We start from the raw sequence: 14,467 nt of genomic DNA on the forward strand, positions 1-14,467 counted from the left end.
CATTTATTCTGTTAATGTATTAACCAAACATTAACATAGAGGTAAATAATTATCTATTTTTCAATAAATTGACGATTTCGTCGACTTGTTTTTTAGTTTCCTCAAAATTTTCGTTTTTAATTACAAAATTACTTCTTGCAATTCTTTCTTCATCAGACAATTGATTGTTAATTCTTTGTAATACTTTTTCTCTAGTAGTCGAATCACGCTTCAATACACGCGCTATTCTTAACTCTAGTGGTGCTGATACAGTAATAATTTTATCACAATCTTTATAACTACCACTTTCAAACAATATAGCCGCTTCTTTTACTAAAATTGGATGGTTTTGATTTGTAGCAATCCAATTATCAAAGTGTTTTTTTACTGCCGGATGAACAATAGCATTAAGTTGTTTCAACTTTTCTGGAGCATTAAAAACAATTGCTGCAAGTTTCTCTCTATCTAAAGTTTGATTATCTGTAATTAATTCATTTCCAAAAGTTTGTACAATTTGAGAAATAATTTCAGGAAATTCCATTACTTTTTTGGCTTCTACATCGGAAATATAAACTGGAATGCCTTTAGAAATAAGATATTTTGCAACCGTAGTTTTACCACTACCTATTCCACCTGTTAGACCGATTATTTTTGATTTTGTTACAACTGGTTCAACAATTTTATTAATAGGAGTAACAATTTTATCAATAACTTTTTCTACCGATTTTTGAATTGGAGTTTCCATTTGTTTTTCAAAAATCAACTCTTTTTCAGCTTCCATTGGATTGGAATTTATTTTAAAGAACAATTCAGGAAAAGCGTCTTGAGGTTTTTTTCTGAGAATATTAATCTTGAAAAATGATTTTAAAAATCCAAAGCCGTAACCAAAAAATTGCTTCCAAACAGCTACTATAGATAATAAACCAATTATTGGATTTCTGTTTTGAATACTTGATACAATAAAGATTATCACGAAATATAAAAAATATAGTTTTAATCCCCAATCAAATAGAATTATTAAAAGCCCAACAGAGATTATAAATCCAATAACAAATAAAGAAGGTAACCAATACGTGAGTTTACTATATTCTGGATACCAGTGATTTAAAATTGGTCTTGCTTTTCCAAATTTTGATACTTGAAGTGTAAATTTATCCCAGTCAATTCTTCTTTTATGATAAACAAAAGCAGAAGAAAAAAGTCTAGTTTGATAACCTAATTTCCATAATCTGATGGATAAATCTGGATCTTCACCTGGATGAATGTTTCCAAATCCTTTAGATTCTTCAAATGCTTTTTTAGAAATTCCCATATTGAAACTTCTTGGTTGAAATTTATCTATTTTCTCAGAACCACCTCTTATTCCTCCTGTTGTTAGAAAAGAAGTCATTGAAAAGTTGATAGCTTTTTGAATATTAGAAAATGATTTTAATGCTTTATCAGGTCCACCAAAACAATCTACGTAATTGGATTTTAATTCTTTATCAACTTCAGAAAGATAGTTGTTTGGAATAATACAATCGGAATCAAATATGATAAAGTAATCACCTTTGGCTTTCTGCATTCCAAAATTTCTAGAATCTCCTGGACCAGAATTTGCTTTATAATAATATGAAATAGATAATTTATCTGTGAATTTCTTTATTACCTCTTCACAGGATATTGAAGAACCGTCTTCTACAATTACAATTTCATAATTGCTTTTGTAAGTAGATAATAGTAAACTTTCTAGCAGTTCGTTTATTTCGTCAGGTCTATTATAGACTGGAATAATAATTGAAAAATACATTCGAAAAAATTTTAACAAAGATACTCTTTCTATAAAACAAAAGTCCCGCCGAAGCAGGACTTTTTATTTATTTAAGAATAAGTTATAATTATTCTTTCACAACTTTAATCGTTTTTACTTGATTTTCAGATGTTAATCTTACTAAATAAGTTCCAGATGGAAGATTCGACATATCAATTGCAGCTTGAGTAGCATTGATTGATTTAGCAGAAACTTCTTGACCTAAAATATTCATAATTTGAACAGTATCAATATTTTTTGAATAAGATAAGTTCAATACATCTTTAACAGGATTAGGATAGAATGTAAAGTTTGAACTATCAAAACTATTTGTTCCTAATGAAGCGTCATAAGCTGAAATTGAGAATGAACCTGGTAAATCATTGTTGTACTCATAAACTCTCAATAATATTGTATTACCTGGAGTTTGACCAGTTAATGTAAGTAATGAAAATCCTACTGCAGTTTCAGTTGCACCATCATCATCACAACCTATTTGATTTAAAACTGCACAATCTCCTGTGTAAGCAGTAACAACAGTATCAATTCCAGTTCCTCCTGCTATAGGAGCACCAGTTTCAATTGTAAGGTTACCACTTGCTGGAACAACTACACTAAACCAAACATCACCACCACTATATCCAAAACAAGTTGCAGGATTAGCTTGAGAAGATGCTGTTGCACCGAAAGTAGTACCATCAACATCATTATCTGTATAAACACCACCTGCAATCAATGCATTTGGAGCTGAACAATTATCATTTAAAGGAGCTGGTGGAGGTGTACCACATAATATTGCTCTTGTTCTAGGAGTTGTATTTGCTGCACAAGTATTGTCAACATGAGTGTAAAATCTTATTACACCTGTTAAACTTGATGTCCAAACTACACTACCAGTTCCAAAAGTGTAAGCAACTGTTCCATTCTCATCACTTATTGTAACAATATCTGTAGCAATTGAACTTGTAAAAGTATATTGAACACCTGTAGTTACATTTACTTTAGAATATTCACCTGCATAACCCGCAGTAGTTATTGTTTGAGATGTTCCTAAACAAGCTGGAGTAAATGTTGCTGCTGGCCATTGATTATTTGGAGCTGATAAACATCCAGCAAATGGACAGTTTTCAGTTACAGTTACAGCTAAACGTGTTAAACTTTCACAACTATTTTCTATTTGAGAAGCATAATAAGTTGTACCTGATACTAATGCAGTTGATGAAGGCAAAATAGTACCCAAAGTTGCAGCATTATACCAAACTAAACTAGTTCCAGTAATAACTACTGTTAAATCATCTAAAGTACTAGCTCCACAATATGTTTGAGCAGCATCACCAGTTGGAGCTAAAGTTGATGTTATATTTAATATTAATTCCGCTATATTATAACAACCATTTGCATTTTCAACTCTTACGAAAACAATTTGACCATTCGTACCTACAAATGTTGTAGGATTTGCTATAGCATTAGAAGCGTTTTCAGCATCAAATAAATCTACATAATGCGTATAAACCACTCCAGATTCTGAACTAACAGCTGTATTAGCTGAAGTTAAATTAAAAACTGCTGTACTTGTTCCACTATCACAAACTGAGAGTGTAGCTGTATTAACTACTGGGAAAGAAGATACAATAACATTTACTGCCAATCTACTAAAACTTTCACAGTTTACAGTTTGCGTAGCATAATACATTCCAGAAACAAGATTATCTGTTGCTAATAATGGAGTTCCGCCTGTTGCAGAAGAATACCATTGTATAGTTGTTCCGTCGGCAAATAAATCACCTACAGTACCTGCGCTACAAAATGTTTGCGTTGCATCACCAGTTGGAGCTGGAGTTGTAGAAGGGCAATCATAAGCTGATACTAAAAATTGTCCAAAGTTATCATTTGAATAATCCCACACATTTACATATAAAACTTCACCTGGAGTTCTTCCGGTTAATGCAATTAATGAAAAATTTCCATTAGTACTATCATCATCATCACACTCTACAAAAGTAAGTGAACCACAAGTTCCTGAATAAACTGCCATACCAGTATCAGTAATAACACTTGTAGCTGCTGGATTAGTTTCAATAGTTACTGAACCAGAAGCAGGAACAGTTACAGAATACCAAACATCACCTCCTAAGAAACTTGCACAATTTGGCGCAGGAGGATTTGAATTTGTTGCAGCAACATTAGTTCCAGTAACATCGTTATCTGCAAAAACATTTCCTACAGTTAAAGCAACTGCCCCAGCACAATTATCGTTTGCTGGAGAAGTAACAAAATAAAATGGTCCAGTCCAAAGACTTACTCCATTAGTAGTACAATCTGCACTTACATAAAAATCGTAAGCTGTTCCTGGTGTTAAACCATTTACAACAAAAGGATTAACTACGCTTGAATATGTTGGAGTTGTTGGAGCCGCTCCACCAGCTGTAGTTACATAAACATTCCATGCTGTTTCAACACAACCAGCTGTCCATCCTAAAACTGCAGAAGTACCAGTTACATTAGTAACTAATAAATTTGAAGGCTGAGGACAAGCAACAGCAGCAGAAATAGTTACATCGTAATCTTCTGTTTCACCATAACCATAATTAAGGCATGGATCAATATTAATACCTGAAGTATTCCAAACATCTCTTACTCTCATTCTGTGAGTTCCAAGTGGTGGATTACATGCTAAACTGATTGAAAAAGCAGCTGAACCATTACCAGCAATTGAAGCTGTAGTATATCCAACTCTTTCCGATGTTGCAAAAACACCATCGTCGTTATAATCAATCCAAACAGCTACATTTTGACCTCCAAAAGTTCCTACAGAAACATTTACAGTGTAAGAAGAACCTGCTTGTAAAGTTCCAGTATAGTTTGGTTGACCTGTAAAGTAAGTATACGCTGGATTTGTTGGATTTGTACCAGTATTATTCGCTAAAGTAGTACCTGTTATTGAGATATTTGAAATTAAATCTCCATCTGTTTTACCGGTTGTATATGTTGGGATGCAATAGCAATTTGATGGAGTGTTTAATCCAACCATTACAGGTGTACTAGTTGTGCTTAATCCTGATGCAGTACATGTTACAACACATTGGTAATATGTTACTGCTGTTTGATTTGCAGTATAAGTAGGATCTGTTGATGCTCCACTTGCATTAGTGTAAGCTATACCATCAGAAGAAGTTTGCCATTGGTAAGTTACTCCAGAACCTGAAGTACTATTTTGTAATGAAAGATTAAAACCAACACCACTACAAGCTAAAGCCGTTGATGAAATTGTATTTCCTGGCGCTGGAGTTCCAGAGCAAGATGGCGGCGGTGTATAAGCAAATACTAAACCAGCAGGTGGAAAAATAACATTTGATAATAACATAGTATCAGTTGCAGCTGCGCTTGCAGTTGTACCAAACCAATCTACGGCAGTAGTTCTTCCAACAAAATTTGTTGCTACATTATTTGGATTAGCTCTTAAACCAGTTTGTGCAACTGTTGAAGTCCCATTATTAGTCATTGTTCCGTAAACAATTTCAACTTTATTGGTTGTTTCGTACAATTTTATTTGAAAATTATAAGAATCTCCAACAGCTAAATATTTAGCATAATTAGTCCATTGAACAACTAAAACCTGATTAGGAGCAGTTCCTGTCAATTCATACCTAATCTCACCTCCATTTTGTGACATTAAATCTCTTGTAAAAGCAGAAATTCTTGCTACTAATGGATTTGATACCGTAGTACTTACTGAAGAAATTGGCTCGTAAGAAGATGTTGAATTCATATCAACTGAGGGAGTCAATAATGATGAACCTAAAGAAATCCATCCGTTTGCATTTACACCAAAACGATTATAAGTATAACCATTAAATGTGAAATTGAAACCAATTGGTAGACCAACTCCTGTAAAATTTGCCGCTCCAAGTGGAACTGCAGGATCTAAAAATCTTTGGTCATCTGAAGTTGTTGACCCAAGTATTGTTCCTCCAGTTATAGCCGTGTAAGTCGAGTTACTTTGTGAAAAAGTATACTGTGATAAACTTTGACTAAAACCTAGTTGGAACAAACAAAAAAATAATGCTACTAAAAAGTAATTTTTCTTCATGTTGTTTTTATAAGTTAAATTTAAAGCTATAAAAATAAACAAAAAAAGCTCACAAATAATTGTGAGCCTTTAAATCTATAAAATTTTAACAATTTTATTTTATACTTGGTACAGAAACTAATTCATTTGCATCTGCATCATAATCAACACCATTAAAACCAAATCCAAATAAATTTAGAAAATCTTGTTTGTAACCTGCTAAATCTCCTATTTCTACTAGAGATTCTGTTGTTGCTTTATCCCATAAATTTGAAACTTGCGCTTGAACATCTTCTCTCATTTCCCAATCATCAATTCTTATTCTTCCGTTTTCATCAGTTGGAACTTCTTTACCGGTATATAATCTTTCACTATAAAGTCTTTGAATTTGCTCGATACATCCTTCATGAATTCCTTGAGCTTTCATAATTTTATACAACAATGAAATATATAGCGGAATTACCGGAATTGCAGAACTTGCTTGAGTAACTAATGCTTTATTCACAGAAACATATGCCTTTCCGCCTAATTCTTTTAAATCATCAGTAATTGTAAAAGCTGTTGCTTCTAGATGATCTTTAGCTCTACCAATAGTTCCTTTTCTATAAACTGCTTCAGTAACTGATGGTCCTATATAAGAATAGGCTATGGTAGTTGCTCCTGGAGCCAATAAACCTGCATCTTTCAAGTCATTCATCCACATTGACCAATCTTCTCCACCCATAACAACAACCGTATTATCAATATCATCTTGATTAGCTGGCTCAATAGATACTTGAGTTACATTTCCTGTGTGAAAATCGACAGTTTTGTTAGTAAAAGTTGTTCCTATTGGCTTTAATGTTGAACGATGTAAAACTCCTGTTTCAGGATGCATTCTTACTGGTGAAGCCAAACTATAAATAACTAAATCAACTTGACCTAAATCATTTTTAATCAAATCGATAGTCTGTTGCTTTACTTCTTTAGAAAAAGCATCACCATTGATACTCTTTGCATATAAACCTGCTTTGTGAGCCTCATTCTCAAATGCTGCAGAATTATACCAACCTGGAGAAGCCGTTTTTCCTTCTGAAGCTGGTTTTTCAAAGAAAACTCCAATTGTTGCTGCATCACATCCGAAAGCACTAGAAATTCTAGAGGCTAATCCGAATCCAGTTGACGCTCCAATAACTAAAACGCGTTTAGCTCCATCTATCTTACCTTTTGACTTAACGTAATCTATTTGATTTTTAACATTTTGCTCGCAACCCTTTGGATGAGCTGTCAAACAAATAAATCCGCGCATTCTTGGTTCTATAATCATATCTTTAACTTTATTCGTTTATTTAGTTTGTCTTTGAAAAAACAAATATAATTCTATATTTTTAGTTAAGCAATTCCTTTGCATGAATTAAGGCAGAATCTGAAATAACTGAACCTGACAACATTTGAGCAATTTCAATAATTCGCTCATCATCAGACAACAACTTCAATTCAGAGTGTGTTTGGTTATCTTTAATCACTTTAAAAACTTTAAAATGATCTTTTCCTTTACTGGCTATTTGTGGTAGGTGAGTTATGGCAAAAACTTGCATATTACTGCTCATGTTTTTCATTATTTCTGCCATTTTATGAGCGATTTCTCCAGAAACTCCAGTATCAATTTCATCAAATATTATTGTAGGAAGATTAGAGAATTGAGATAAAATTGCTTTCACTGCCAACATAATCCTAGACATTTCTCCACCAGAAGCAACTTTTTTCAACAATCCAAAATCGGATCCTTTATTGGCTGAAAACAAAAATATAATTTCGTCTTTTCCATTATTATAAAAGTCCTCTTTCAAATCTAGCTGGATGTTAAACCTTGCATTAGGCATTCCTAAATTTGATAAAAATGAAGCTAATTTATCGGTTAAAACTGGTATTGCTTTTTCTCGATTATCATGAATTTGATTAGCCAAAATATTTAATTGATTTTCAAATTGAATAATTTGATTTTCAATTTCAACAATTTCAGATTCTAATGTCGTCACAGAAACCACTTTATTATCTAAATCACTTTGAATAATTAATAGCTCATCAATTGTATTTACTTGATGTTTTTTAAATAAAGTGTAAATCAATTGCAACTTCTGATTTGTTAAATCTAAAGCCTCAGGATCAGAAAAAATTGTTTCTGAAAGTTGATTTAATTCTTTTTCGATATCATCAAATTCTATTAAAGTGCTATTTACTCTTTCAAAAAGTAAATTATATTCAGTTGAAAGTACGGCTATTTTTTGCAAAGAGGCTTTTACTTCTTTTAAATTTTGAATCAAACCAAATTGCTCATCATTAGCTATTGCCAAAGATTTTACTAGAGTTTCTTTGATAAATTCAACATTATTAAGCTTTTCAAAACTTGATTCAAGCTCTTCTAATTCACCAGATTTTAATTGTGCAGAAAGTAATTCTTCCAAAAGAAAAGTATTATAATCTTGTTCTTTTAAAACAGAGGAAAGCGATTCTTTTTTAGATTTTAAATCTGATTTCAGTCTTTTATATTCCTTAAGTTGGATTGAATATTGAGAAATAAAATCAAAATTAGATGCAACAGAATCGATTATTTGAAATTGAACCGCATCATCTGACAATTCTTGAGTTTGATGTTGTGAATGAATATCAATTAAATAATTACTTAATTCTTGTAATTCATTTAAATTGACAGGTGTATCATTAATAAAAGCTCTTGATTTTCCGGAAGGTAATATTTCTCTTCTAATGATTGTTTCGTCTTCGTAGTCAAGGTCATTTGAAACAAAAAAAGATTTCAAATTGTAATTTTTAATTTGAAAATGTGCTTCAATAATACATTTCTCTTCTTTATTCTTCAGAGAAGTTAAATCGGCTCTTTTTCCTAAGACTAAGCCTAATGCTCCTAGAAGAATTGATTTTCCTGCACCAGTTTCACCAGTAATAACAGAAAATCCATCTGTGAATTTAACAGATAGCTTTTCAATTAAAGCAAAATTTTCAATAGATAATGATGTAATCATTGGTAAAGATTTAACTCCTAATTAAAACTTTATATTCAACCATTTAGAAGAATTCGTAGGTGAAATTTTAGATAATTTATCAACCAAACCATCAATAGTAACACTTGGACCACCAGAAAAAATGGATACAATTTCATCTGACTTTGCATCGAAAAATATCCTTGTTAAATAGGCATTTGGTCTAACACCATGAACCGTTGACAAAGTATTTATAGCTGAAACTATTTCTTCTTTAGATTTTTTTAAATCTTTATGCATGTTATCTAAACCATTAAAATGATATTGAAACAATGCTTCCCTTAATGGTCTGAAAGTCGTTGACATAACATCATTTACTAGATAAAATCGATTTTGTGTTTTCTCGGTTTGTGACCATCCTTTACCACCAGTTGGTGCAGCAATACTAACAATTTCTTGTGCTAATTGAAAATATGGAGTACCACTATCTAAAGCAAAACTTTCTGCATCAAAACCTAATATCATATAATTATAAAAAGCAATTACAGAAACTAAGTTAGAATCATAACTATTAGGATTGTAGAACAAATTTTGAAATTCTACATATTGAAAACTAAAATCCTTATCGTTTATATTTAGTAAAGGACTTGAAAAGTTTGAATTATATATTGGACGTGAAGATTGTACTTGAATACTTGCTTCAAAATTATTATTTTCAAATGAATTGACAGTAATAAAATAGGTACAGCTTATTTTTTCATTTTCTTTAAATGTTTTTTCTGTCCAAACAGTTTTATTTACAAAATCGTTTAGAGAAGTTTCTAGATTTTTAAAGATTTGAGTATTTACGTTAGTAATTTTATCATAATTCACAATTACTTTACAATTAAGTTCTTGCGATTGAACGTTAGCAAATAGAAACAAAAAAACTAAAATTAAAATACTACGCATGATAATGATTTATTATTTTATTTATTATATCAACAGCTACATCTTCTTTAGATTTCAATTCCATTGGCTCGATGGCAAAATCTTTGTCAATGAAAGTAACTTTGTTAGTTGGCTTTCCAAAACCAGCTCCTTCATCTTGAAGCGAATTTAAAACAATCAAATCTAAGTTTTTTTTCTGAATTTTCAACTTAGCATTTTCAATTTCATTTTCAGTTTCTAAAGCGAAACCAATTAAAAATTGATTTTTCTTTATTTCTCCCAAAGAAGCTAAAATATCTTTAGTTTTTTCTAATTCAATTGTAAAAGAAGCTTCACTCTTTTTAATCTTTTGTTCCGCAACATTCTTTGGTCTATAATCAGCAACCGCAGCTGCTGCAATAGCAACATCAACATCATTATAAAACTCATGACAAGCTTCATACATTTGTTGAGCTGAAACTACTCTAACCAAATTGATTTGGCTATTCTTCACTTTAAAATGAGTAGGACCAGAAATCAAAATAACTTCCGCACCTAGATTTGCTGCCTCATTTGCAATATCAAAACCCATTTTTCCAGAAGAATGATTTCCTATAAAACGTACAGGATCTATTGCTTCGTATGTTGGACCAGCAGTAATTAGTATTTTTTTTCCTTTTAAAGGTAATTTGCTTGATAAATCGGCTTCTAAGAAAGCAACAATATTTTCAGGTTCTGCCATTCTACCTTCACCAGAAAGTCCGCTTGCTAGTTCGCCTGATTCGGCTGGTATTATCGTATTTCCAAATTGTTGTAATGTTCTAAAAGAACTTACTGTCGAAGGATGTTTGTACATATCCAAATCCATTGCTGGCGCAAAATAAACTGGACATTTTGCAGATAAATAGGTTGCAATTAATAAGTTATCACAATTTCCATTGACCATTTTGGATAGTGTATTGGCTGTTGCAGGTGCAATAACCATTAAATCTGCCCATAAACCTAATTCAACGTGATTGTTCCATTGAGCATTCTCATCTTCTTCATTGTAAAATGAAGAATGAACTGGGTTTTTAGACAATGTGGATAATGTTAATGGTGTTACAAAATCCTTAGAAGCAGGTGTCATTATCACTTGGACATGTGCACCTGCTTTTATAAATAGACGAACTAATGTTGCTGTTTTGTATGCGGCAATTCCACCAGAAACACCTAGTATTATTTTTTTACCGCTTAAAACTGACATTGTCTTATATTATTTGTTTGTATCTTTATGATAAATCTTTCCATCCAACCATTCTTGAACTGCAAGAGCGTGTGGTTTTGGAAGTTTTTCATAAAATTTAGAAACTTCAATTTGTTCTTTGTTTTCAAAGACTTCTTCTAAGCTATCATTGTAAGTTGCAAACTCATCTAACTTTTCAATCAATTCTTTTTTGATTTCAGTGTTAATTTGGTTTGCTCTTTTAGCCATAATAGTTATTGCTTCATAAACATTCCCGGTAGGTTCTTCAATAACATTTTTGTTGTAAGTTATTGTGTTTACTGGTGCATTGGTCTTTTTTAAATCCATGACTTTTTTATTTAGAAAATTGTTTTAAATCGTTATCAATCTTAGCCAACATTTCATCGGCTTGTGCTTTATATTTTGTGCTTGCGTTAAACTTAATCAAGCTATTATATGCAGATTTCGCCACATTTAATCGTTCTTCCATTTTTTGTTCAACACTATTTACTGCCAATTTATAGGCAGAATCTAATTTGTAAAACAAAGCATCCTCCTTAAATGGTGTTCCTGGATAATCGCTTATAAAATTATCTAAAGCAATTTGAGCTGCTTTAAAATCTGATATTGTATTGTATTGTTTAGCGTTTTCAAAAGCTTTTTTCTCTAACTTATTTCTTAAATCAATCGCTACTTTGTTTGCTTCAGGCAAATAAGTTGAATTAGGATATTCGTCAATAAAACTTTGCAATTTAGCTATCGCTTTATCAGTATCTACCTGATCTAAACTATAAACAGGAGATAATTTTGAATAACATAATGCTCCTAAATATTTTGCTTCTTCTTGCTTTTCACTTTTTGGATAACTTGAAGCAAAACTTTCAAATTGATATCCAGCTAGGTAATACTGTTTTGTTTTGTAATACGATTGTGAAAACATGTAAAACATTTTCTCTGCCTGAGGCTTCCCTTTGTATCCTGGAGCAATTTGCTCGAACAAACGTATTGCTTTGCTATATTTACCATTGTCGTACATTTTTGCAGCAACATCATACTTAGCAGCAACATCTTCATTCTTCAATGCTTTTTGATATTCGCTACAAGACGAAAAAAGAACAACCAATACGATAAGAGAAACTATTTTCTTCATTTTTATTTTTATGGATACAGGTTTTTAAAGGATTTTACTTCTCAAAAAAACGAACTGCAAAATTAGTTAATAATTAGATACTATGAAAGATTTTTTTTAATTGTATTTTTTTATAAAAAAACTAAAGACTTTTTACAAATTTATTCAATCGATCTGCTAAATCTTGATTAACATTTACCAATGGCAAACGCACTGTATTCTCAGATAAGCCTAGTGTTTTAAACACTTCTTTGATACCTGCAGGATTTCCTTGTTCAAAAATCATATCAATTGCTTCTGCTAAAAGATAATGCAATTTATAAGCTTCATCAACTTTTCTTTCTAATCCTAAACGTACCATATCTGAAAATTGTCTTGGAAATCCTTCACCAATTACAGAAATAACTCCACTTCCGCCTGCTAAAACCATTGGCAAAGTGACCATATCATCTCCAGAAATAACTAAAAATCCTTCAGGCTTTCCTTGAATTAATTTCATTGCTTGAACAATATCACCAGCTGCTTCTTTTATTGCAACAACATTTTTAAAATCATTAGCCAATCTTAAAACCGTTGAAGGCAACATATTGCTTGCAGTTCTTCCTGGAACATTATATAAAATGACAGAAATTGGAGAAGCTTCTGCAACAGCTTTGAAATGTTGATAAATTCCTTCTTGAGTTGGTTTATTATAATAAGGAGATACAGAAAGAACAGCAACAAAATTTGAAAAATCTCTTGTTTTAAGTTCTTCAACCACTTTATAAGTATTGTTACCTCCTACTCCTAACACCAATGGCAACCTGCCTTTATTCGCATCAATAACAGTAGTAATAACCAATTCTTTTTCTTCTTGACTTAACGTAGCGTTTTCAGCAGTAGTTCCTAGTACAACAAGGTAATCAATTCCGTTATCAATTTGAAAATTTACTATTCTTGTTAGTGCCTCAGTATCTACAGAAAAGTCTTTTTTGAATGGTGTTACAAGTGCAACTCCAGTACCAATTAGTGATTGCATATTATAGTTTGTTTAGTATTTTTAAATATTTAAATAATTCGTCTATAAAAACGGTATAATTCTCAGCATTTGTATCAATCATAAAATGATTTAATCTTTTATCAATTGAGGTAAATCCCACTTTAAAATTTGATTTTGAAAGATTGGTTACCAATAATAATGGTGCTTTTTCAGTATCGTAATAGCTAATAAGTAAATCAAAATTATCGTTTATAAAATCATTTACCTCTTTACTATCAAATGTGGCATTCCAATTAATATTTTTATAAGTAAAAACATTGTAGTCGAAAGTTTCATTCTTTTTTACCTTGTTTTTAAACACCAAAAACTTAATGTTTTCAGAATAAATTCCATTTTTCACAAGCTGTTCTATTAATTTTTCCTTTTCATAAAAATAACTCTCATCGAAAATTATCCCAACTTTTTTAATAGAACTATCTGAATTTATATGCTTTACATTTGATAACCGTTTCTTAACTATTTTTTTTGTCCAAAAATCCTTTATTTTACTTAAAAACATAGTACTTTTACTTGGTTACAAATTTAATTAAATTTAGTCGTATTTGAGATGGTAAATCTAAAAAACTATAACGTTGTTTTGAAACATTTTGTTTTATTATTAACATTTATTTCTTTGATCGCTTGTTCGAGTCAAAAGTATCAAGTTACAAAAATTGAAGGTAAGAAAATAGGTATTACAGAAACACAACAAAGTAAGACTGAAATTGAGAACTATATTAAACCCTATAGAGAACATATTGATAAAGATTTAAGTGAAGTTTTAGCTTACAATCCTGAAACATTAGACAAATCTAAAGGAGAATGGCAAACTAATATTGGTTGTTTTTTGGCAGATATTACCATAGAAAAAAGCAATACTATTTTTCAAAAACGCGAAAATAAAACAATAGATATTTGTCTATTAAATCATGGAGGAATTAGAACTTTAATTCCAAAAGGAAATGTTACCGCAAGAAATGCTTATGAAGTAATGCCATTCGAAAACAGCGCAATCATTGTTGCTCTTAAAGGAGAACAAATTATTGAATTAGCCAATCACATTATTGCTGAAAAAAAACCACATCCATTGTCTGGATTAAATTTTACAGTTTCTAAAGATTTAAAAGCAACAAAATTATTAGTTCAAGGAAAACCACTAGAAAATGATAAAATTTACTATGTAGTAACGTCTGATTATTTATCAAATGGTGGTGATAACATGACTTTCTTTAAAAAAGGAATTGAAAAATTTGATATTGATTACAAACTTAGAAACATTATGATTGATTATTTTAAGGATGTTGACACTTTAAGAATCAATAACAATGTTAGAATAATAAAAGAATAATACTGAACTAAATAAAGCCAAAA

The 14,467-nt window shown here is 31.0% G+C and carries 11 protein-coding genes and 1 pseudogene; 1 reads left to right on the plus strand and 11 read right to left on the minus strand.

The genetic code is table 11. The features are described 5' to 3' along the window. Nucleotides 1–49 precede the first annotated feature (49 nt). The 11 genes and pseudogenes from coaE to ACIQ06_RS06230 form a co-directional block, all read right to left on the minus strand. The gene (gene coaE, locus ACIQ06_RS06180; RefSeq protein WP_396144746.1) at nt 50–760 is read right to left on the minus strand and encodes a dephospho-CoA kinase; all 711 of its coding nucleotides are present in this window, start codon (nt 758–760) and stop codon (nt 50–52) included. A gap of 12 nt (nt 761–772) precedes the next feature. Next, nucleotides 773–1,768, minus strand: a pseudogene (locus ACIQ06_RS06185) (glycosyltransferase); the annotation flags it as partial. Nucleotides 1,769–1,856: 88 nt separating this feature from the next. After that, nucleotides 1,857–5,858, minus strand: a complete 4,002-nt coding sequence (locus tag ACIQ06_RS06190) for a GEVED domain-containing protein (RefSeq protein ID WP_396144538.1) — start codon at nt 5,856–5,858, stop codon at nt 1,857–1,859. Nucleotides 5,859–5,952: 94 nt separating this feature from the next. Continuing rightward, nucleotides 5,953–7,143: an enoyl-ACP reductase FabV gene (gene fabV, locus ACIQ06_RS06195; protein WP_396144540.1), complete on the minus strand. Its 1,191-nt coding sequence runs from the start codon at nt 7,141–7,143 to the stop codon at nt 5,953–5,955. Between the two features lie 61 nt (nt 7,144–7,204). Then, entirely contained in the window at nt 7,205–8,857 is a 1,653-nt protein-coding gene (gene recN, locus ACIQ06_RS06200; protein ID WP_396144542.1) for a DNA repair protein RecN, read from the minus strand. Nucleotides 8,858–8,878: 21 nt separating this feature from the next. Next, nucleotides 8,879–9,766 carry a DUF4835 family protein gene (locus tag ACIQ06_RS06205; RefSeq protein WP_396144544.1) on the minus strand — a complete coding sequence of 296 codons (888 nt, stop codon included), beginning with the start codon at nt 9,764–9,766 and terminating at the stop codon, nt 8,879–8,881. Beyond that, a complete protein-coding gene (coaBC, locus tag ACIQ06_RS06210) occupies nt 9,759–10,970 on the minus strand; it encodes a bifunctional phosphopantothenoylcysteine decarboxylase/phosphopantothenate--cysteine ligase CoaBC (RefSeq protein WP_396144546.1) in 1,212 nt (403 codons plus the stop codon). The genes ACIQ06_RS06205 and coaBC overlap by 8 nt, the downstream gene beginning before the upstream one ends. A 9-nt stretch (nt 10,971–10,979) precedes the next feature. Further along, nucleotides 10,980–11,297, minus strand: coding sequence for a DNA-directed RNA polymerase subunit omega (locus ACIQ06_RS06215; protein ID WP_298306181.1), 318 nt, complete (start codon nt 11,295–11,297; stop codon nt 10,980–10,982). 7 nt (nt 11,298–11,304) lie between these two features. Then, entirely contained in the window at nt 11,305–12,099 is a 795-nt protein-coding gene (locus tag ACIQ06_RS06220; RefSeq protein ID WP_396144549.1) for an outer membrane protein assembly factor BamD, read from the minus strand. A gap of 121 nt (nt 12,100–12,220) precedes the next feature. After that, the gene (dapA, locus tag ACIQ06_RS06225; protein WP_396144551.1) at nt 12,221–13,096 is read right to left on the minus strand and encodes a 4-hydroxy-tetrahydrodipicolinate synthase; all 876 of its coding nucleotides are present in this window, start codon (nt 13,094–13,096) and stop codon (nt 12,221–12,223) included. Nucleotide 13,097: 1 nt separating this feature from the next. Further along, the gene (locus ACIQ06_RS06230; protein ID WP_396144553.1) at nt 13,098–13,616 is read right to left on the minus strand and encodes a DUF6913 domain-containing protein; all 519 of its coding nucleotides are present in this window, start codon (nt 13,614–13,616) and stop codon (nt 13,098–13,100) included. Between the two features lie 78 nt (nt 13,617–13,694). Here ACIQ06_RS06230 and ACIQ06_RS06235 point away from each other — a divergent pair, with 78 nt between their 5' ends. After that, a complete protein-coding gene (locus ACIQ06_RS06235) occupies nt 13,695–14,444 on the plus strand; it encodes a 5'-nucleotidase C-terminal domain-containing protein (protein WP_396144555.1) in 750 nt (249 codons plus the stop codon). The last annotated feature ends 23 nt before the right edge of the window (nt 14,445–14,467 follow it).

Source organism: Flavobacterium sp., assembly GCF_044341265.1.
Lineage (GTDB): Bacteria > Bacteroidota > Bacteroidia > Flavobacteriales > Flavobacteriaceae > Flavobacterium.